Annotated in this window: 21 protein-coding genes and 2 pseudogenes; 8 read left to right on the top strand and 15 right to left on the bottom strand. The window is 42.7% G+C overall.

Translation table 11 applies throughout. The features are described from left to right. Both BET10_RS21750 and BET10_RS21090 read left to right on the top strand, forming a co-directional pair. A pseudogene (locus tag BET10_RS21750) lies at window positions 1-111 on the top strand (VOC family protein); the annotation flags it as partial. Window positions 112-374: 263 nt separating this feature from the next. Next, window positions 375-683, top strand: a complete 309-nt coding sequence (locus BET10_RS21090; protein WP_083330433.1) for a DUF1272 domain-containing protein — start codon at window positions 375-377, stop codon at window positions 681-683. 396 nt (window positions 684-1,079) lie between these two features. On the opposite strand, the gene BET10_RS21955 is transcribed toward BET10_RS21090, so the two are convergent. From BET10_RS21955 to BET10_RS22050, 4 genes and pseudogenes are all read right to left on the bottom strand, one after another. Continuing rightward, window positions 1,080-1,208: a hypothetical protein gene (locus BET10_RS21955; RefSeq protein WP_276204878.1), complete on the bottom strand. Its 129-nt coding sequence runs from the start codon at window positions 1,206-1,208 to the stop codon at window positions 1,080-1,082. Then, window positions 1,192-1,722 carry a hypothetical protein gene (locus BET10_RS04030; protein WP_070983607.1) on the bottom strand — a complete coding sequence of 177 codons (531 nt, stop codon included), beginning with the start codon at window positions 1,720-1,722 and terminating at the stop codon, window positions 1,192-1,194. The genes BET10_RS21955 and BET10_RS04030 overlap by 17 nt, the downstream gene beginning before the upstream one ends. A 5-nt stretch (window positions 1,723-1,727) precedes the next feature. Continuing rightward, entirely contained in the window at window positions 1,728-1,943 is a 216-nt protein-coding gene (locus BET10_RS21745) for a helix-turn-helix transcriptional regulator (RefSeq protein ID WP_237126382.1), read from the bottom strand. Window positions 1,944-2,191: 248 nt separating this feature from the next. After that, a pseudogene (locus BET10_RS22050) lies at window positions 2,192-3,106 on the bottom strand (IS5 family transposase). A gap of 496 nt (window positions 3,107-3,602) precedes the next feature. On the opposite strand from BET10_RS22050, the gene BET10_RS04020 reads away from it, so the two are divergent. The 4 genes from BET10_RS04020 (at window position 3,603) to BET10_RS04005 (ending at window position 6,412) form a co-directional block, all read left to right on the top strand. Next, a complete protein-coding gene (locus BET10_RS04020) occupies window positions 3,603-4,466 on the top strand; it encodes a hypothetical protein (RefSeq protein WP_070983605.1) in 864 nt (287 codons plus the stop codon). Window positions 4,467-4,472: 6 nt separating this feature from the next. Beyond that, window positions 4,473-5,510, top strand: a complete 1,038-nt coding sequence (locus BET10_RS04015; RefSeq protein ID WP_070983604.1) for a radical SAM protein — start codon at window positions 4,473-4,475, stop codon at window positions 5,508-5,510. Continuing rightward, entirely contained in the window at window positions 5,494-5,922 is a 429-nt protein-coding gene (locus tag BET10_RS04010) for a hypothetical protein (protein WP_070983602.1), read from the top strand. Before BET10_RS04015 ends, BET10_RS04010 begins: the two co-directional genes overlap by 17 nt. A gap of 247 nt (window positions 5,923-6,169) precedes the next feature. After that, window positions 6,170-6,412, top strand: a complete 243-nt coding sequence (locus BET10_RS04005; protein ID WP_070983600.1) for a hypothetical protein — start codon at window positions 6,170-6,172, stop codon at window positions 6,410-6,412. A 31-nt stretch (window positions 6,413-6,443) separates the two neighbouring features. On the opposite strand, the gene BET10_RS04000 is transcribed toward BET10_RS04005, so the two are convergent. From BET10_RS04000 to BET10_RS03985, 4 genes are all read right to left on the bottom strand, one after another. After that, a complete protein-coding gene (locus BET10_RS04000) occupies window positions 6,444-7,061 on the bottom strand; it encodes a hypothetical protein (protein ID WP_070983598.1) in 618 nt (205 codons plus the stop codon). Between the two features lie 222 nt (window positions 7,062-7,283). Next, window positions 7,284-8,693 carry an alanine/glycine:cation symporter family protein gene (locus BET10_RS03995; RefSeq protein ID WP_070983615.1) on the bottom strand — a complete coding sequence of 470 codons (1,410 nt, stop codon included), beginning with the start codon at window positions 8,691-8,693 and terminating at the stop codon, window positions 7,284-7,286. 40 nt (window positions 8,694-8,733) lie between these two features. After that, complete coding sequence (gene ctlX / locus BET10_RS03990; RefSeq protein WP_070983596.1) at window positions 8,734-9,642, bottom strand: citrulline utilization hydrolase CtlX; 909 nt, start codon at window positions 9,640-9,642, stop codon at window positions 8,734-8,736. Next, window positions 9,639-10,703, bottom strand: a complete 1,065-nt coding sequence (locus BET10_RS03985; RefSeq protein WP_070983594.1) for an ornithine cyclodeaminase — start codon at window positions 10,701-10,703, stop codon at window positions 9,639-9,641. Before BET10_RS03985 ends, ctlX begins: the two co-directional genes overlap by 4 nt. A 175-nt stretch (window positions 10,704-10,878) precedes the next feature. Between BET10_RS03985 and BET10_RS03980 the strand changes: the two genes are divergently transcribed. Then, window positions 10,879-11,310 carry an Lrp/AsnC family transcriptional regulator gene (locus BET10_RS03980; protein ID WP_070983612.1) on the top strand — a complete coding sequence of 144 codons (432 nt, stop codon included), beginning with the start codon at window positions 10,879-10,881 and terminating at the stop codon, window positions 11,308-11,310. A gap of 7 nt (window positions 11,311-11,317) precedes the next feature. On the opposite strand, the gene BET10_RS03975 is transcribed toward BET10_RS03980, so the two are convergent. From BET10_RS03975 to BET10_RS03950, 6 genes are all read right to left on the bottom strand, one after another. Continuing rightward, window positions 11,318-12,157, bottom strand: a complete 840-nt coding sequence (locus BET10_RS03975; RefSeq protein WP_070983592.1) for a DUF417 family protein — start codon at window positions 12,155-12,157, stop codon at window positions 11,318-11,320. 187 nt (window positions 12,158-12,344) lie between these two features. After that, complete coding sequence (gene feoB, locus BET10_RS03970) at window positions 12,345-14,447, bottom strand: ferrous iron transport protein B (RefSeq protein ID WP_070983590.1); 2,103 nt, start codon at window positions 14,445-14,447, stop codon at window positions 12,345-12,347. A gap of 8 nt (window positions 14,448-14,455) precedes the next feature. Continuing rightward, complete coding sequence (locus tag BET10_RS03965) at window positions 14,456-14,686, bottom strand: FeoA family protein (protein WP_070983588.1); 231 nt, start codon at window positions 14,684-14,686, stop codon at window positions 14,456-14,458. A gap of 208 nt (window positions 14,687-14,894) precedes the next feature. Then, window positions 14,895-15,146 carry a DUF2999 family protein gene (locus tag BET10_RS03960; protein WP_070983586.1) on the bottom strand — a complete coding sequence of 84 codons (252 nt, stop codon included), beginning with the start codon at window positions 15,144-15,146 and terminating at the stop codon, window positions 14,895-14,897. Between the two features lie 130 nt (window positions 15,147-15,276). Then, entirely contained in the window at window positions 15,277-16,332 is a 1,056-nt protein-coding gene (locus BET10_RS03955) for a DUF418 domain-containing protein (RefSeq protein WP_070983584.1), read from the bottom strand. Window positions 16,333-16,448: 116 nt separating this feature from the next. After that, on the bottom strand, window positions 16,449-17,036 hold the full coding sequence (locus BET10_RS03950; protein WP_070983582.1) for a GNAT family N-acetyltransferase: 588 nt from the start codon (window positions 17,034-17,036) through the stop codon (window positions 16,449-16,451). Window positions 17,037-17,159: 123 nt separating this feature from the next. On the opposite strand from BET10_RS03950, the gene BET10_RS03945 reads away from it, so the two are divergent. Beyond that, on the top strand, window positions 17,160-18,176 hold the full coding sequence (locus BET10_RS03945) for a tetratricopeptide repeat protein (protein ID WP_070983580.1): 1,017 nt from the start codon (window positions 17,160-17,162) through the stop codon (window positions 18,174-18,176). Window positions 18,177-18,219: 43 nt separating this feature from the next. Here BET10_RS03945 and BET10_RS03940 read toward each other — a convergent pair whose 3' ends face one another. Beyond that, window positions 18,220-20,226 (bottom strand): alpha-amylase, encoded by a 2,007-nt coding sequence (locus BET10_RS03940; protein ID WP_070983578.1) that lies wholly within the window; start codon window positions 20,224-20,226, stop codon window positions 18,220-18,222. Window positions 20,227-20,298 lie beyond the last annotated feature (72 nt).

Here is a 20,298-nt window from a genome sequence, read left to right as displayed (position 1 = left end):
CGTGATAACCCATACCGCCACAATGTGTATTTTATCGACCCAGACGGCTTTGAAGTTGAGTTTGTAGAATACTTTAGCGATCTACCGCATGAGCGTAATAACGATGATTAACCAAGATGGGTGTTGTCATATCGAACAAGCGCTTGGGATTGGGCCAAGCGCACACCTTTAACGGTTATCTGGTGGCACCTATGAGTTAATCTACTGCACAGAGCAATATATTGCTTTTAAGCTTTGGATAACAAGTAACGACACTTCATTGACCTTCGCTTTTATTTTAACGGTGTAACCTGTATAACAAAGCAAACTCACCCCGTAAGCTGCGGAATTTTTTGCGATTGAGCTGCACGGACAACCATGGAAGTTAGAAGAACATGTTAGAAATAAGACCAAATTGCGAGTGCTGTGATAAAGACTTACCACCAGATTCACCTGAAGCGATGATCTGTACTTACGAATGTACGTTTTGCAAACAGTGTGTGGACGAAATATTAGAAAATGTCTGCCCTAATTGTGGCGGCGGTTTTTCACCAAGGCCCATTAGACCTAAAGTGGCAAGGCGTGCTGGATTAAGTATTGATCACCAACCACCCTCGACAAAAAGAGTGCACACAAAATACACTTTAGAGGAGCTAAAAGAGTTTGCGGCGACTGCAAAACATATTTCACCTGAGGATCGATGAACTGGTAAGCGCACATCAAGCAACCGCATTTGCCACAGGTGAGCGTTCAAATAAAAGTAATCAAACGCAAGACATAGCACCGATTGCGTAAATGCGGTTAAAGCGTCGGATATTGCTTCGCTTATGCCGACCTAGTGCGCTATTCTTAACAGTTCCTTTTAACGCTCTTGTGATTGTTCGCGCGGGAGTTCTGGAGAACGAGAGTCACCCCCATGAACTTGTTTTAATAGCTGTTCACTTAGTATTTTCATTATTTCATTCCTTTGTTCTAGTTTTATAGATACCTACATTAAATTGGGCATTAATATAATGTCAGTCGGTATACACAATTCGTAACATAAATATATTCATATTTAAAAGCGCATAAAATGCGCTTTTAAAAGATGATCACATGGTTTAATTACCCCCGCTGTAGGTCGGTGGGGGAGAAAATTGCTGCGCTTGTTGGCGAGCTGGGAGATCAGGAGAGCGAGAATGCGTTCCCCCTTTAATTTGTTTTAATAGGTGTTCACTTAGTGTTTTCATAATTCAATTCCCTCGATTCGGCCTTTATTGCATAAGTTAATAAGCACCCACACAGAGCCAACAGAATAAATAGAATAATATTGTCCCTAAAATAGAGCTTAAAGTAAGCATTATCTAGCCAATAGTATTTGTAAGCTAACACTTCAAACCAAGTTATTAGGTTTACAACAACCGCAAATATGAACATTACGACGATCATACACTCTTGTGATGAAAGTTTTTGCTTTTCATATACTTGATGATAAAAGTCGATACCTGTTTTGCTATAAAGGAACAATGCCAAGTTTCTACGATAAAGGATTGGAAATATAAAAACAATGTTAATCAGCGCCTCACATATGTAGTAGTGCGTATTCCACTGAATAATGGTAGGAAATACAGCGATGTTGAATAAAATAACAAAAAGGTAGCACAGTAAAAACCAACGAGCAGTAGGCACTTTCCAGCTTAGGAGCAATCCTAGACCCACCACAAACGGGTGTATATGGTCTACAATCGTATAAATATCATACATGTGATTTATTCCTTTTCTTGTTCTTCAATAGGTACATCTTGAATATTTGAGTTTTTGAAATCAAACACATTGCTCAAGTCTTTACCAAAAATTAAAAATAGCTCAAAAAGTTGGGTACACGTCATCTCGGTTTTACCCGACTCGTAATTGCTGATACTTGCTTGATCCACTCCGAGCTTTTTCCCTAGCTGCTCTTGTGTCCACTTTTTTTCGAGCCTCATCTGCCTTATTGAACGTTGAACGTACAGCTTGAAATTGTTTGTTTTGTCCTTTCTGCCCCTGTTAATCACACACTTGTACCCTCTCCTTATTCCATACGCGCAAATTATCAGCTAAGTAACCATGTGACAACTATTTGTTAACAAACAAAGCTTGAAATGAGCATTTTATGAAGGTTTTTATATAACTGCGTGTTTGCGCAAATATAAAAGAAGAACTAAGGAAAGGTCTTAAAAGTGGGCCTTGTTGATCAAATCAGGTAATTAACCTCAAACTCGGATTTTCGCCCTTGAGGCTGATATTCAGACAGACCTAGCCTATTCATGATGTTTATCGCCTTCACTTTAACCAAGGATACTGTGTGCTGATTGTTAGAACCTCGACTCTTCAGTTTGTCGCCCATTAGCTGCTTAAAGCTATACACCGCTATCTCGCGAGTGAACGAAAATGATAGCCAGATTCAACTTTCCATTGCTTTAAGCCTATTTGACGCGTCATAAACACAGCATGATCTCTCGGATGACCTTTGCCCCAATACTGTGCATTTGGAGGTACACGCAAAATAGCTTTCTTTGCAGCCACTTCGTTATAGCAACTGGGAGTATCATAAGCTCCAGTCCTTGTGACCCTATCTATATTTCTACGTAACGGTCACATTAAATCACAGAGCACTTCGCCATCCGATCTCGTACTATTGACAGCTCAGCACTTACAATATCATGGTTTGCTGCATCTACTGTCAAATGCAGCTTTTGCCACGTCGACGTTTACTTGCATGGTGTTTTCGTATGTGCCATTCACCGTTACCGTACACTTTCAAGCCGCTACTATTTACTCGTAGAGGGTCCAGACAGCACTGACAAGGTATTACTTCACTTACATAGACAGCTATAGCCTAGTGATTTTAAGGTCGTATTCATAATAATGTGCAAGGAGTTAACAAACCCCACCAAAGCGCGTAGCGGTAAATTAAAGACCGCTCTAATCGTTAACCAAGTTTCAATTGTCAAGTCTGAATAGTGATTGGAGCGACCACACCCACCGTCTTTTCGGTGTTTTACCACTTGAAAATAGCGCTATCGCTTCGCCAGACATTATTAATGTTACCGCGTTGGATTAAGGAACGATTGTATTGTGACCAATTTCCTGATTTTCTTTTCATCATAACCGTTGAGCTAATGGGTTTGACGATCAGATCACACTAAGCCTGAGAAGTTCCGTGATTTAAGAAATAACACCAGTATAAGCCCTAACGGGAGTATTTCCGGGCGTTTTTTGGTTATGAATAGAGTAGTGAGTACCTAAAAAATGAAAAAGTTCGTGCATCGAGTAGTATTCATTTCTACCAACTTAAACACCGCTAATTTAATGTTTAAACATAAAAAATGGATAATTAAAGAATAACAAACCCAGCAACACTCGATTAATAAATAAATTAATAAAAACCAATAAAATAGCAAAATATTATTTACGCAGCTGTTGATCTATGATTAAAATCTCGATGGAATTCATAAGTTATTTAGTAATAAAAGGAACTTTACTAATGTCAAAAAATGTTAAAAAAACCCCTATCGCCCTAGCTGGAGCATCTTTAATCATCCCTGTTCAATTCAGATGACGGGAATGCCCTTTATGGTGTGCCTGATAGCCTTAAGGGGTCTGTGGAGTTAAATGAAAGTAGCAAAACTCTGAGAATAAAAATAAAAGATACACAATTCTCGGAGACCGAAGGTAAAATTAACACTCTGATAAAGCGTTTATATGAAGATGCAGATTTCTCATCTTACTTTTCAGCAAACAAGTCAGATATATACAAAGAGTTAGGAATAAATGAAGAACAAATACAGTTAGACCCAAATATTAAAGTGCTAGAACTAATCGCTCTACCAGAATTTAGAAATGCAACTCATCGCCAAGACTTCGAACAGCTAATATATATCATGATGGACAGTGGGTTGCTTGGCAAAGACGATTTCAGTTCCCTAGAAAAAAAGTATGCTAACTTCTTAAATGACAATAAATCAAGTTATAAAGAGATTTTTGATAACAATGGTTTAGCAAACTTCTCAAAAGTACCTAACAGTATAGAGCCTCAAGCTTGCGTTACATGCATCTCATTTGCAGCTGTTGCAGTTAATATAGCAGTAGCTACGAATGTCGTAGCAGCAGTTGTTGCAGCAGTATATGCAGCAGTCTCTGTGTGGGGAGGAGGAGGAGGATATCAACCGCACTCTGAAACAATAGGTGACAATAATAAATTCGGTAGCGTTGCTTTAACGGATAGAAACATAGCAACCAATAAAAATGCGGCAATGAGTGCAGCCTATCTAGCTGGGTTTAATGGTTTTGAAAATTACATATATAGAGATTTAGCAAAAACAGAGATAAAGGCATTCTATCATGCTGCCTATAATGTTGGGTTAATAGAAAATGAAGAAACTCTATCATTAATAATTGAAAGTGCTATCGCTGAAATAGACTCCTCAATCGAACGTTCCACCTATAAAAGCAATATAAGTAGGTAAGAAAACATGGAATTTACATCGCCAAAAACACTAACCATATTGCCAACCTATCGGTGCACAGCAGCATGTAAAGAATGCTGCTTTGAATCAAATCCAAATTTGAAATCAAGGCTAAGCGAAGAAGAAATACTCAGCTGTATAAATGAAGCTGTGGCTACATTTCCTAAACTACAGAATGTAGTATTTAGCGGAGGAGAGTGTTTTACTCTAAAAGAAGAGCTATTTTCCGCTATCGCCCTTGTATCAGCACATGGCCTGAAAAGCAGGTGTGTTACTAATGGTTATTGGGCAAAAACAGAACGAAGTGCTTTGAAAGTAGCTAAAAAGCTATCAGAAGCGGGTCTATATGAGATTAACTTCAGTACGGGCCTAGATCACCAAGAATATGTAGATGAAAGCACAATAATTAATGCAGTAAAAGCCTGTGATACCTTCAATATAAAACCACTGATTATGGTCGAGAAAGACTCTGATGACTCAAGGTGCAGAGCTTCGCTCGAAGAAAACGATGAAATTAGGGAGTTAATAAACAATAATAAGTTAACCATTAATAGTAATACATGGATGCCATTTCAAAAAGATTACACCGAACGCGGTTTTCAAATAGCACCAGAAGACCTTGACTCAGGGTGTGAGCAGGTTTTCGAAAATATAGTTATTACACCACATGGACGAATATCTAGCTGCTGTGGTTTAACTTTCGAACATATCAATGAAATGAAAATTGGTAATATTTATGAAAAAGACTTTTTAAAGGTCGCTTATGAATCTCAATTAGAGGACTTTTTAAAGATATGGATAAAAGTTGATGGACCCGCTAGAATCATAAAACTACTTATGGGAGAGGACTATATCGAGAAAAATATAGGAACAATCAACCATAACTGCCAAGCTTGTGTATATTTACACAAGGATGATAAAATACTTGCTAACTTAAAGCAAAGATATCCGGAATTTCTACCTAGTGTAATGTTCCGGTATAAAGCTAAACATGGATTGGAGTCTCGTTTGAACAACAGGAGTGAATATGGAAAGCTATTATAATGTTCAGTATGGTTTATCATTCTTATTTATCATTGTTTTAATTACGTCTATTGCGCTTTTTGTAATAAAAAGCAACAGTATAACGGCATACTTCTTATTTGCTACTTCGATAGCGATCGCTGTAAACTTTTATAGCTTAAGCATTAGCGTTTCGAATAGTGAAGTAAAATGGAAGATGGGGCTAGGTTTAATTTCTGGCACTATTGAAATTGACCAAATAGAACAGGTTAATTCAGTGAGAAACCCTTGGTATGTAGGCTGGGGTATAAGAACAATCAGTAATGGAACGCTTTATAATGTTTCAGGTTTTGATGCTGTTCATATTAAGTTGAAAGGCGGTAAAAACATTAGATTAGGAACTAATAAACCTGATGAACTCGAATCTGCTATCAGGGATAAACTTAGTCAATAGTCGCTTACAATATATGGTGAGATTAAGAGTGGTTATCTCACCATTTTAAGCCGCCATTTCCGCTATTGATGACGGCCTTGTTGATCAAATCAGGTAATTAACCTCAAACTCGGATTTTCGCCCTTGAGTCTGATATTCAGACAGACCTAGTCTATTCATGATGTTTATCGCCTTCACTTTAACTTGTTAGAACCTCGCTCCATTTGAGCGCAATAAAGGGTTATTTATCCCACACGCCCAGCTCACATTGACCCTGTACTGTAATCCAAATGCCACAGGTATTGAGCACACAGAATATAGCTTTGGTTATAAAAATGAATGGCACTCTGATGTTGAGGTGGGTTTATGGCGTATAGACATTCCAACTAACAGAGGTTTGGATGAAAAAGGAAGAGTCGATACTATTGGTATCGGTGTTGACAACGTGCCTTACGTGACCTTTGGTCACACCTGCGACCAAGATCTCAAGCAATCCGTCTTAATAAATTAAGGGCTTCTACGTGTAGAAGCCCTCACACTCATCAATATTTACTGGCTTTATTACTTAGTTGGTGAGAAATGTTATCGTGCAACTTCATCCAGTTGCTCTCATAACCCCACTCTTTTTTAAAATGCTCGTCGCTCTTTGAGCTGTCTAGTATGTCTTTAAGATCAAAAACTTGTGAAAAATTGTCTTCATTAACGTCATACTTGGCCCAGCCGCGCACTTCCATATCTATATATTTCAAATAGCTAGACTTAAAATCATTGGCAGCGGCAACAAACTCATCGTTACTATTGAGTGCTTTTTCAACCAATGTTCGCTCATCATCTGTTAGCGAACCAGTAACGTGTAATTCACCGGATTCCGTGATCGCAATGCCCCAGTCCTTATTCGCTAGCTGTGGAAGCTGCTTATGTAAATCTGACATGATCCCTTCGAACTGTTTTGACATCTTTTCGACTGACTGAGAAAGCGTACCACTTGGCGTGTATAAGTGCACGGTCGCAAGGGCGATATCATCCAACGCCTTATCAAGGCTTTTTGTCACCGCTTCTTCATTCGATGATATGGAAACAGGCCTATCATACGTTGGTTTTGGGTCTTGTAACGAGTCTTGATAATAAACATCTGTAGGTAGAGCCTTGGTGTTATTCAATTTCTCGGCTTTATCATGCTAAGATAGTTCGAGATTATTTTGGCTAGAAAGCGCCACGTGCCGCGCAGCGCTCATTACATTGCTATTAACTTTCATACTTTTCCTTGTACGTTATTGTGCTCACCTGTTATCGACGAGTTTTATCATTCCTTGAGCGAGCCCTATACCAATGATGCTTACAAACCACGATATAATCTCGCTCCATTTGAGCACAACAAAGGGTTATTTATCCCACACGCCCGGCTCACATCGACCCTGTACTTTAACTAATGCTGGGTCAAATTCGGGCTCTTTAGCTTGCTTGCGCTGGTCGTGATAGTCTTTGCTGAGCGCCACAACAGTTGGGGTGAGTTGTATAATGGCAAAAATGTTCACCAGCGTCATCAGGCCCAAAGCCATATCGGCAAGACTCCACACCTCTTTGAGCGTCGCTGTTGCGCCCCACAACATCATGCCTAAATACATCGCGGTGTAGATGCTGCGTCCAAGTTTATTGTCGAGCTTAAATAGGTGTAGGTTACTTTCTGCATAAGCAAAATTGGCCACCACCGAGGTAAAGGCAAACAAGGTGATCGCTGCGGCAACAAAATACACGCCCCCTTGCGCTAAGTGCGCCGTCATCGCGCTTTGCGTCAGTCGGATCCCTTCCATTTCTCCACTGATATCCACATCGGCCAGCAAAATAATCACCGCGGTACAACTACACAACACAATAGTGTCAAAAAACACACCGAGCATTTGAATATACCCCTGCGTTACGGGGTGGTTGGGTACGGGACTTGCCGCCCCCGAGGCATGAGGCACACTACCAGCCCCAGCTTCATTGGAATATAAGCCGCGCTGAATACCATTTTTAATCGCAGCGCCCATCGCCCCAGCGCCAGCTTCTTGCAAGCCAAAAGCACTGAGAATAATGTCTTTGATCATCGCTGGTACTTCAGCGTAGTTGATGAGCGTAATAAGCACCGCCGCTGAAACAAACACGATTCCCATCACAGGCACTACTCGCTCAGCAAAACGGGCAATGGCCTTAAACCCGCCCATAATGATGGAACCTGCTAGCACCGTGATCACAATGCCCGAGTATAGCGGTGGTACGTCAAAAGCAAACGACAGGGCATCGGTGATGGTGTTGGTTTGCATGGCGCTAAAGCTAAAGCCATAGCCTAAGAACAAACACATGGCGAAAACGACGGCCAACCAGCGCTTGTTGAGTCCTAGCTGAATATAATAAGCGGGGCCACCACGAAACTCCCCTTGGCTGTCGCGTACCTTATAAACCTGACCGAGCACGCTCTCAGCAAAGCCCGTCGCCATGCCTAAAAGCGCAATCACCCACATCCAAAAAATAGCGCCGCTGCCACCAAGCGAAATGGCCACGGCCACCCCAGCCAAATTACCCGTACCAACGCGAGCAGACAACCCGGTACACAATGCTTGAAAAGAGCTTACCTCTTGGTCACTTGCCTGAGAGCTGCCTTTTAGAAGCGTAAACATGTGAGTAAACTGGCGCAATTGAATGAGCCCCAGTCGAGTTGAAAACCACACACCTGCAAAGAGCAGAATATATATCAGTAGTTGTCCCTCTCCCCACAATAGGGCGTTAACGCTGCCAATCACTTCACTCACCATAGTAGACTCCTGTTGTGCACCACTGTGTGCTTTGTTGTTATTATCTTTTTTGCAAATGTACACCACCGAGCATACAACGGATTGATCCGCCTGCCGATTCCAGCGTTGGTATTGCCATAGGCAAAAGTTTAGCTGAGCGCTCAATCATGGCTTTTTGTTCGTGAGTAAGCGCAGCATATGCCGTTTGTGAGAGCGCGAGCAAACGCCCGTCACGACCTTGCAACTCCAACGCATTACCGCAAAACTGTGCGATTTGCTCGGGAGTGAGTGCAATGACTACTTTATTTTGCTGTGCAAAACGCTGCTCTAACGCTGCTCGTTGCTCTTTTGGCACCATATCCAAACAGATCATGACAAACTCGCTGGCAACACACATCAACACGTTGGTGTGATAAACCGCCACCCCTTGCGCGTCATAGGCGTTAAATACCACAGGTTCATAGCCAATTTGCTTACAAACCTGTGCCACCAACTTAGCACATGTACGTTTTGACTCAACCGCATAAACCACTTTGTGAAGATGATCCATCACCATAGAGCCAGTTCCCTCTAAAAACAGCTCACTCTCAGCAAGGCGGCTTAAGTCTGTAACTGATTCAACTTGATATCGCTTGTGAAACAGCTCTATCACATCCAAGCGGCGCTCCATGCGGCGATTGGGTGCATACATAGGATAAATGACTAATTGCCCATCAGCGTGTGTGGAAAACCAGTTATTGGGGAATACGGAATCGGGTGTCAGCTTGGTTTTATCTTCAAACAAGTGCACCGTCACGCCCGCATCCGACAATGTCTGCGCCACATTAGTGACTTCTTGATAAGCATGTTGGCTAACATGCTGGCTGTCGGCAATCACTTGATAGGCGTTGTCTTGCATTGTTTGCGGGTTAGATACAAAGTGGTGAGGGCGAACCATCACCACCGCATTGGGTGTTTGTTTTGGTTTCATACGGCAACCTGTACTGCTGGGTTTGCTTGTAACACGGAAAATAAATCACGAGGGTCGTCTTGTTGAGTGATTAAGTCAAGTCGTGTTGAAGCCTGTTTACCTATTAATTCATTAACATAGTTTAAAGCGCTAAAATCCTCCAGCGCAAACCCTACACCATCGAAAATCGTCAGTTGTTGCTCATCCACTCGCCCATGGACCTTGCCATTAACTAATTGATGAAACTCAGTGACGGCAAAAGTCTCTTCAAGCTGTTGAATATCCCCTTCAATACGCGTTTGCGGTTCGTATTCCACAAATACTTGCGCACGTTTTAGCAAATCCGCATCCAGTTCAGTTTTACCGGGGCAATCACCACCGATGGCGTTAATGTGTACACCATCGCCCACCATATCCGATGTTAAGATAGTGGCATTGCACTTGTCGGCGGTACAGGTTGTGATCACCTGAGCCCCTTTGATGGCCTCTGTGGCACTGCTGCAAATATCTACTGTTAAGCCGCTGTCTGCTAGATTCTTCTTCACTTTGTGAGATGCGTTAACATCAATATCAAACAAACGAATATGCGTCACACCTAGCAATGCTTTAAAGGCAAGCGCTTGAAATTCAGACTGAGCTCCATTGCCAATCAATGCCAGCGTGCGAGTATTTTTAGGTGCCAAGTACTTGGCCACCAGCGCAGAGGTGGCCGCGGTGCGAAGCGCAGTCAGTAGGCACATTTCACAGAGCAAAATTGGATAGCCTGTATCCACATCGGCAAGCACAGCAAAGGCCGCGACGGTTTGCAATCCAACATGGGTGTTTTTCGGATGTCCGTTCACATATTTACAGCTAAAGAACTCACCGTCACTAATTGGCATTAACTCAATCACGCCCGACTCGGAGTGTGAGGCATAGCGTGCCGATTTATCGAACTGCTGCCATCTGGCAAAATCTTGCTCTAAACGCACGCTAAGTTCAGTTAAAAATGTCTCTATTCCAACTTTGTTAATCAGCGAACGCATTGTGCCCACATCGACCAAAGGTACACCTTGCTTTAGATGAGAAATAAACGGCTGCATAGCCCCTCCAAAAGTGTTGTCATAATGTCAGGGTTACTATAGCCAGCCAATTAAACAGTTAAAATGTCAAAAAATTATACAAATTGAACTATTTTTTATCATTTTAAATAAGACTATTGTGCAAAATGTTAGTTATTGCTATTTTTTCCTTATCGTCATTCATTTTATCAAAGCCATGCAACCTTACCTTTACGACTCGTTAGACAAAGCACTGATTGGCGCACTGCGCAAAGACGGTCGCGCGTCCATCTCCACACTGGCTGATTTACTTAAGGTCTCACGCGGGACAATTCAAAACCGATTAGACCGGTTAATAAGCAGTGGGGCGATTTTAGGTTTTACGGTTAGAGTGCACGAAGAAATAGACAGTGATTCAGTGCGTGCGATTATGATGATTGAAGTGACGGGTCAATCAACCTCACAAGTTATCCAAAAGCTAAAAGGCATTCCTGAGCTAGTGAGAATACATACCACCAATGGCGCGTGGGATCTCATCGCAGAAATCAAAGCGGCCAATTTGACCGCTTTTGATGGGGTACTACGTGAAGTGCGAACCATTCATGGCATTTTAAACAGTGAAACCAGCATTATGCTCTCCACCACCTAACCCTACTTTAGTGCGCGTTGGCAAGTTGCTTGGTATAACAAATAATCACCAGCAAATTGGCAATAAACCACAAGTCTTTTATCACAAACTGCCCAAGCCCCCCGAGCACAGTTTGAGCGCTAAAGGCCCCTTGCGCCGACAATAAAAACGTTTGTGTCATGACAAACACCGATCCACAGCCAAGTATTCCGGCCCAGAGTATATTTGGTCGTTTAAGCCACAGCCCAAGCCCCAATAATGAGGCAAAAAACACGTCAAACACACCAATAATATTGGATGCCTGCTGCACAGAAAATACATCGTACAACCAAGACATAAAAGGCGATGTGCTTACCAAAGATACAATGCCCTTGGCTTCAAATTCAAAAAACTTTAAGCCACCAATCCAATACAACACCATTGCAACGCTCAGGTAGTTCAGCCAAGCCAATTGTTTTAAAGAAAAACGTTTGTATAAATAAATACTTAATACCAGCGGTATAAGTGCAGCATATTTTATGATCCCCTGCCCCGAACCAAGAATAGGAAAGCCCCCTAAATCCTGAAGATAACGACTTGGACTTAGCAAAGTAAGCAAGGCTACCACAGCAATAAATAGCAGTGCCCCCGCAGTGATGAGGTTTGATTTAGCCTCCCTTGCCAGCGCCACCATCACCGCCGTCACCACCAATACACCTCCGGTGATTAGCCCCATAGCTTGGGGGGATAGCATTGACTCCAAATGATAAAAGTCCAACAAAATAGTCATGCCCTTGGTGTTGCCATCCAACATGAACGACACACCCAAAAATAGCAAACTCAATGCTAAACATGCCTTAATCGCGCAATTTTCATACTTATCTAACATAGCTTTCTCTTATAAATTTCAGATATGGCACTAGACCGCCAACCGAGAACTTTTAATTCATAGATAACAAGCTTTAGTACGTCTTGGGGCAAATGCCAATAATGGGGCGGAATTACGCGTTGTGAGTCTCGAAAAAGCCATAAAAAAACGGCGCACAATGCGCCGCTTCTGGATTTTTCAAGGCTTGCTAACCTAAATTTATTTGATACGTTGGCGGTTGGTTTAACTGCTTGCCTAAGCCTCTCAAACCTGCCCACCATGCAAGTGTAATAGCCGCCATTGCGAGCAACCAAACACTGGCAAACAGAGGTTGCTGGGCGAAGTTGGCTATCTGATAAATACTGGTTGATAGAATATACGCTAAAGACGTTGTCCAGCCTATTACCAACCACATCCAACGAGCGCCAGATTCACGCTTAACCGCACCTAACACCGCAACACATGGGGTATACAATAAGATCAGAACAAGGTAGCTAAAGGCTCCCAACTGGCCGTTAAACTGGCTGGCCATTTGCGTCAGTAACGCGTTGCTGTTGGCATCCGTTTCATCTAATGCGCCTAAACCGAGCGGATCGCCTAAGTTACTAAGCAAATCAATGAAGTTGCTAGGGATGGTCTGCAATGCTTCCACTGTTGAGTTTACCAACGAATACTCGCTTGCTTGCTCACCTTCACCAATATATAACGCATCCAAAGTACCGACTATCGCTTCTTTAGCAAATAAGCCTGTCACCACACCCACAGTTGCAGGCCAGTTGTCCTCTTCAATACCAAGCGGTTTTAATACCGGAGTCACCACTTGAGCAACTTTTGCCAACACCGAACGTTCGGTGTTTTCATTGCCAAAACTGCCATCCGTACCAATTGAGTTTACTAAACTCAATAACACGACAACCAGCACGATTGTTTTACCCGCTCGCATCACAAAGCTCTTCAAGCGATGCCAAGTGGTTAGCCAAATATTGCGCCATACCGGCAAGTGATAGGCGGGCATTTCAGTGTATGAAGGCGTTTTCTCACCGGTGAACACCAGTTTTCTAAATACAAAACCACTGCCTATGGCAACAACGATACCCAACAAATAAAGTGCAAATACCACATTGGCGCCGTTGGTTGGAAAAAATGCCGCAGCAAATAAAGCATAAACCGTTAGACGCGCACCACATGACATAAAGGGTGCCATAATGATGGTTAATAAACGGTCTGATTCACGGTTCATGGTACGTGCTGACATCACCGCAGGCACATTACAGCCAAAGCCAACGATAAGTGGTACAAACGCGTTACCAGGCAAACCAATGGACGACATTAACCTGTCTATGACAAACGCTGCACGAGATAAATAACCACTGTCTTCAAGCAAAGATAAACACAGATATAACACGCCAATCACAGGAATAAATGTTGCAACTAGCTGTATACCGGCACCAAAACCATCTGCCAATATAACCCCAAGCCAAGTGGGCGCATTGATAGCACCGAGTGCCTCTTTAACGCCATCGATTAACAGCGCGCCGACAAAAATATCAAAAAAATCAATAAATACTGCGCCAAAATTTACCGCGATGGTAAACATCAGATACATCATCCCAAGAAAGATTGGCACACCTAAAAAGCGATTCAGTACGATTTTATCTATGCTGTCGGTGATGTCTGAGCGCTGAGGAGAAATCACATTCACGCCTTGCGTTAAACCACGCACTTTTTTGTATCGCTCAGTGGTTTGCTTAATTGGATCGGTTTCTTCGCATGGTTTTTCAGACGATATTGAAGGCGCAGGCTCATTACTTTCTATCGCCTTGGACAGCGCCTGTTTAAGCGTATCTGCTCCTTTCCCCGTCGAGCCGACCATTTCCACAACGGCGAAACCCAAGCGCTCACTTAGCAAATCAACATTTAACGTTTTACCACGCTGGGTGGCCACGTCCACCATATTTGCTACCACTACCATGGGCACACCCAACTCTTGCAACTGAGTGGTCAACACCAGGTTACGCTCAAGGTTTGCGGCATCAACAATATTGATGATAAGACTTGCGTCACCATTGTGTAAAAAGTCAATCGCAATCTGCTCATCCTGCCCAGCATCTATTTGCTCAAGGCTATACAACCCCGGCAAATCAATTAGCTCAACCTCTTTGGCACCCGTTTCAACAGTCAGTGAAAACTGCCCTACTTTTTGCTCAACTGTTACACCTGGCCAGTTCCCAACCTTTTGTTTAGACCCTGTCAGACGATTAAATACCGTCGTTTTGCCACAGTTAGGGTTACCAACTAATGCAATTTTCATTTTTTCCCCTACTTGGCTGTTTGCAGTGCTATCAAGCTTGCATCGCTTTTACGCACACTTACTAGCGTATCGCCTACTTTGACCTGCAACGGGCATCCCATGGGGGCCACATTCATAAGCTCTATTGTCTCTCCAGGGACCAACCCCAAAGCCATAATACGACTTGCTAACGCAATATCTTGATGATTCAAAGCGGCTATTACCGCTTTTTGCTGAAATTTTAATTCGTTTAAAGTCATAGGCTAAACCACTTATTGTAATTAGCAATAATTCCCATTACGATTTTTATGCATGATAACTCAGACCCTAAACGAATGAAAGCGGTAGCGCTGCTCACTTTTATCATTCAATGTTTTTGCTCAAACTAATTGGGTGATTTGTAGTGGTGCGATGTGTGTTCTGTATGAAGACAACGGCGAGCTGGGACCTCGCCGTAGCAAAAGTGGATTATTGATTGAGCTTTGCTTTCGCTTGTTCAACTTTAGCAAAGTCTAAACCCAGCTCATCAACAGCTTCTTTTATGAGTGCTGGATTTTGCATCACCAACCCCATTAACTGCTGTAGCTTTTCAGGGGGAATACCTAGCGATGAAATAACCCCCATAGCCATCATTGGATTCTCTGTGAGCGTCTGGAACAACTCATTCACTTGTTCATCGCTGATATTATGTTCTTTTAAAATTGCTAAAATAGGATTCATGCCTGCGCCTTAACTGTATTATCTGACTGTCTCAGCCCGCTGTGTGCATCAGCAGCGCTGAGTGATACTTATAAATAGTGACGATTAATGTTATTTTCAAGATATTGAATAACGCACTCGCATGACATGCTTACTTTGTGATCACTCTAAATAGCGCCTCAAGTGGGCCTGCTTTAAATTTTGCAAGCCATAATGTGCTGACCAATACCGCAGCCAAGCAAAATATTGCTGCACACAAAATCGCGGTTTCTATTGTTTGACCTCCCAGCATATTTAATGCCTCTAAAGTGCCCATACCAATAAGTACGTGTGCCACATAAAACGTTAATGACAACCGACCTACCTGAGCAAGATGCTTAAAAACACGGTGCTGGCGGCACTTCTGTGCAATCCATATACACCCAATTAGGACCAAAATCGCAGAGCAGCTAGCTGAAACCATATACGTTGGCAAAGGCGGCATCATTTGCGATGACAACAGCACGCTAAGGTCCTTGTCTGTGTTATCAAGTTCAAGCCAACTACGCAACAGCCACAATGTCGTTTCCATTAGTATTAATATTGTCAAAGCTCGCTTGCAAGCGGCGTGTTGAAAAGATTTATCCAATAAAGGCTGTCGGGCAAGCCAAATGCCAAAGACTAAAAATGCAGCCCATGGCAAGACAGGGTGAAAGCCATTAAATAATAAGTGTCTAAACATGCCCTGCCATGACCACATGTCTTTATAGACTAACCTCTCAAAGTTCCAGCCCTGCTCATAATTAAGCAAGCTTAACAGCAATACAAAACCCACTATTAAACCAGCACATACCCACAACAGCGAACGATTTGAGAAGGAGATCACACACGCAGCAACAACAAAATAAAGTCCATAAAAGTGTAAAATATCAGCGGGCCAAATCGGCGTGTATGCTAAACCGATACCAAATAAGACAATGGCCCGCTTAAAAATCTGCCAACGCACCAAAGGCAGTCGCCGTGTTTGCGCATCGTGAGTCGCCATAAATCTCAGACCCACACCGGCTAAAATCACGAATAATGCTGAAGCTCGCCCTTCTAATAAACTGGTGATGTAATACAGCGCAGAGTCATCCTCCTGTACTCCCATAACCAGCTTAAAATTCACGATAACCATGCCAAATAAAGCCAGCGCCCTTGCAACATCAATCCCTACTAATCGTGTCATTAATCTATTGTCCTGAACTCCGAGTCAGATTGGATTAGCATAAAGAAATTGACACAAATTAACTGTAAGGATTGGTTGAAAATTGCAAAGTATAAGCACCGTTTGGCTACATTTCATTACATCCTTGAGGACAATTTGTACTTGAGATTATTGCGAACAGCGGGCCATTCACTAGCAACTATCGAATAGACGGCGGTGTCTCTTAACGAACCATCCCTCATAATTTGATGTGCGCGTAATATGCCATCCAATTTAGCGCCCAAGCGTTCAATTGCCCCGCGTGATGTATGATTTAAAAAGTGCGTACGAAACTCAACTGCTACCGCATTGCATTGCCCAAACAGGTTCTCTAGTAATAACAATTTAGCTTCGGTATTAATCGCAGTACGGCGAGCAGAGTTTGCATACCATGTATAGCCAATAGCTGCCCTGCGGTTGTCACCATCCACTTGATAATAACGGGTCGTTCCGACAATTTGTTGACTTTGATTATTGATCACAGCATACGCGACATTACCTTGTTCAGCGCCGACTATCGCATCCGCGACATAGTCATCCATTTGTTCCGGTTTAGGCACATTTGCATACCAAAGACGCCAAGACTCACCATCTTGCACAGCATTTTTTAACGCCTCCGAATGCCCCATAGCCAGTGGTATTAGAGTAACCCAGCGGCCCACAAGTGGTACGTTTTTTATCCACATTGTTGTTATTTCCTTTACGATTAATTATTCGATGTTACACTGCGTTTATCTGAGTAACTTTTACATAAAGTTAAATCTGCAACATTCGCCTCATTGGCACCTTGTCTTATAGCTGGAGTAGATGTGCTATTAAATTTTGCGTTTTTAATTGGTTTGATACAGAGCACGCCACCCGATTTAGCTGAACTAAAGTCTCAGTTTATGCAAGAGCCTGCTGAGCTTGCCGAGCGCTACTACCAGCATACAAATTTGCCAGCCAATACTGGGTCAGCACAATTTTATCAGCTCACGTTAAGAGCCGCGATAGTCAGCAACCAACCCAAATTAGCCAATGACATTTCAGTTAAGCTCTCCCAGCCGCTATGGCAACCCATTATAGACAATCATAAAGCTAAGATAATCAGTAATATGGGAGTTTTAATGCGTATCAATGGCCATTACCAAGATGCTATTTTTGCATATCGATGTGCATTAGACCTTAATCAAAACGATCCCCATTTTCGCTTTCACACCTTGCTTAATTTACAGTCTGCGATGGTACACCTAAAGCAGCATGATAAAGCAAAGCAGATCCTCGAAGAAGCAAAGTTACTTGCTACAGATGAACAACAGCGTTTACGTGTAAAAATTAATGTGGCTAATAATCTGCTTGATAACAACCAGCTCTATCAAGCTAGAGACTTGTTCAAGGAGTTATATCGTGATTTAAGCTTGGCAAATGAGACTGAGACCGCGGCAAGAATTGGTTTGAACTTGCTCAATACTGAGGTTTTACTTGGTGACTTTGCACAGTTTTGGCGCTATCAAAACTCTGTAAGACAAACAATTTTTGCAGTACCGAACAACAATCATCATTACTATTATCACTTTGTCATTATGCGTGCGCTAGTTAACATGTTAGAAGCCCCAAATGAAGTACACCTACAACGTTTAGCCTACGCTATTGAGCATGGTGACTTTTTGTTTGAACATGGCCAACAACAGTCCATGCAACAGTATGTTGATATGGTGAATGTTCGATGGTTGAGTGAACACTTCGCCAACCAAGTGGCACGATATAATCGAATAAGACCACAAAAACATGTGCCAAAAGACTTACTTAATGAACACTGCCTTATTGATGACACAAAATCAAAGTGACCCTCATAGGGGCCACTTTTCATCATTTATTGTCTACTTTTAATTATAAATCTGTGTAGTACACATTGTTTGAACCAAACTCAAAGACATTGATTTTACCACATTGTGCAAAATGATTGTTGCTAGAGTATGGCGCATCTGCTTGGGCAATATCACCTTCCCAGCCTTGACCATTCTTAACGTAGGCTTTTAACTCAAACCATCCATTTACGGTGTTTGAACAATCCATTTGTACATCCAACATCCAGTAGTGAGCACCATATTGGTTAAGCGGCGTTTCACCATATCCATCTTGTTCAACGGTGCGTTTAGTTCCCCATTCGCTTGGCCATAAGTCTGTTGTCCAATCCAATGGACTGCCTTGTGCTGATGTATCTTGGCCCGCTTCATAAGCCCCCCAATCTAGGTAGTTATCACCCGCTTTCCAGACATTGGTGGTGGCATTTTTCAAATTGTTGTGAATAATTTGCAAAGCACAATCATTGGCATTAAGTGAACAGTCTCGACCTAGTGTTTGCGCATAACCGTGGTCAATGCCACCGCGAATAAACATGTCTTGACCCGCTTCGGTTAGCGCTTTGATAAATACGATGGTGCGCTGCATGGTTGGCGGTGTGGCATCACTTAGGGTTTTAGCATTATGATGTATTGCTATCGCATCCATAGCAGCCAAAGAGATCAAAGCTTGCCCTTGCTCATTGACTAAAACCTGTCGCCCTGTACACGTTTGCTTATCTTCGCTGAGCTGACCACTGAGTACATCACAATATACGCCTTGTGCTAGTCCAGTTTGTAAGTACTGCTGCATCGCGCCCGATTCTCGGTTGATAGCAACAAAGCCTTCGCTTCCTCTTGAAAAAGCAATCTGATTATTGCCATTGTCCCACCAGTTACTTACTTGCCAGTGTCCGGTGGTATTGTTACGAAAATCCACGGCCCCTGAAATAAAGTCGTGACGATGCTCACACTGCCATTGCTGTGCAAAACAGTTAAGCTGCCCATTGTCATGTACAGGCACCGCTGGCGCACCAGCATCGCTGTCATGATTAAACTCGTAGCTAGACATCACTTTTGGGTAGCCATATGGATAGGCTAGCATAAACACATTTGCTAAATCGTACAGCTTGCCATCTTCAAAAGTGACCACATTACCCGCACCACCGTGGCCTCGTTGATTATCATGGTTATCGACAAATACCACCGCTTTGTAACTTGGCATCATGCCCCAAGCTTCACCAAAATTACTCAACCATGCGAGTTTGCCACTTTTAAATGTTTCACCCAGTTTAGTGGTGTATTTAAACTCCGTAACAAGCCCATTGCCAAAGTACTCGCTAGCACTGACCGCCTCACTATCTTGATCAATCACCTCTTGAAAGACAAGTGGACTACCATTTACTTGAGAAAGAATACTGGCAATGTCTCCTGCGGGCATATGCTTTGATGCATCGAGCCTAAACCCAGCAACGCCTGCTGCAACTAGAGAATTTAAATAGCCTGATAACTGCGACTGTACATACGGTGCATCGGTGTCCAAATCTGCAAGCCCTACTAACTCACAGTTTTGCACCCGCCACGGATCATTTCCGTAATCTTCACCATTGATTGCACAACTCTCATGAAAGTCTTGTGGGCTATACATTGGAAAGTACTTATCACCATAGACACTACCGGCAACGCCTTCACCACTGCCTGCGGCCATGTGGTTTATTACCGCATCAACATAAATATCAACACCCGCTGACTTACAACGACTAACCATCTCTTTGAACTGAGCTTCACTGCCACCACGGCTTTGTAGTTGATAGCTCACAGGTTGGTAACGTGTCCACCATGGATCACCTTTAATGTGTTCATTTGGCGGAGACACTTGTACGGCAGCATACCCTTTAGGGCCGAGAAAGGTTTCACATTCTTGCGCGACATCGGGCCAAGACCATTCAAATAAATGCACGAAAGTGGTGGGCTGTGCTTGCACAGATTGCGCTAGACTTAGCAGTGCTGCACCACTAATCAGCGATGCTTTAGATATTTTATTTAATGTTGTCATAATGTGCTCTTTGTTATTTTGCGTTATTTACAAACCGATAACAATGTAGAGCACCGTTTCACATTTATCCCG

The sequence above is a fragment of the Pseudoalteromonas amylolytica genome (assembly GCF_001854605.1).
Classification (GTDB): Bacteria; Pseudomonadota; Gammaproteobacteria; order Enterobacterales; family Alteromonadaceae; genus Pseudoalteromonas; species Pseudoalteromonas amylolytica.
Note: the sequence above shows the minus strand (reverse complement) of the source record. Positions and strands in the feature narration are given on the sequence as shown.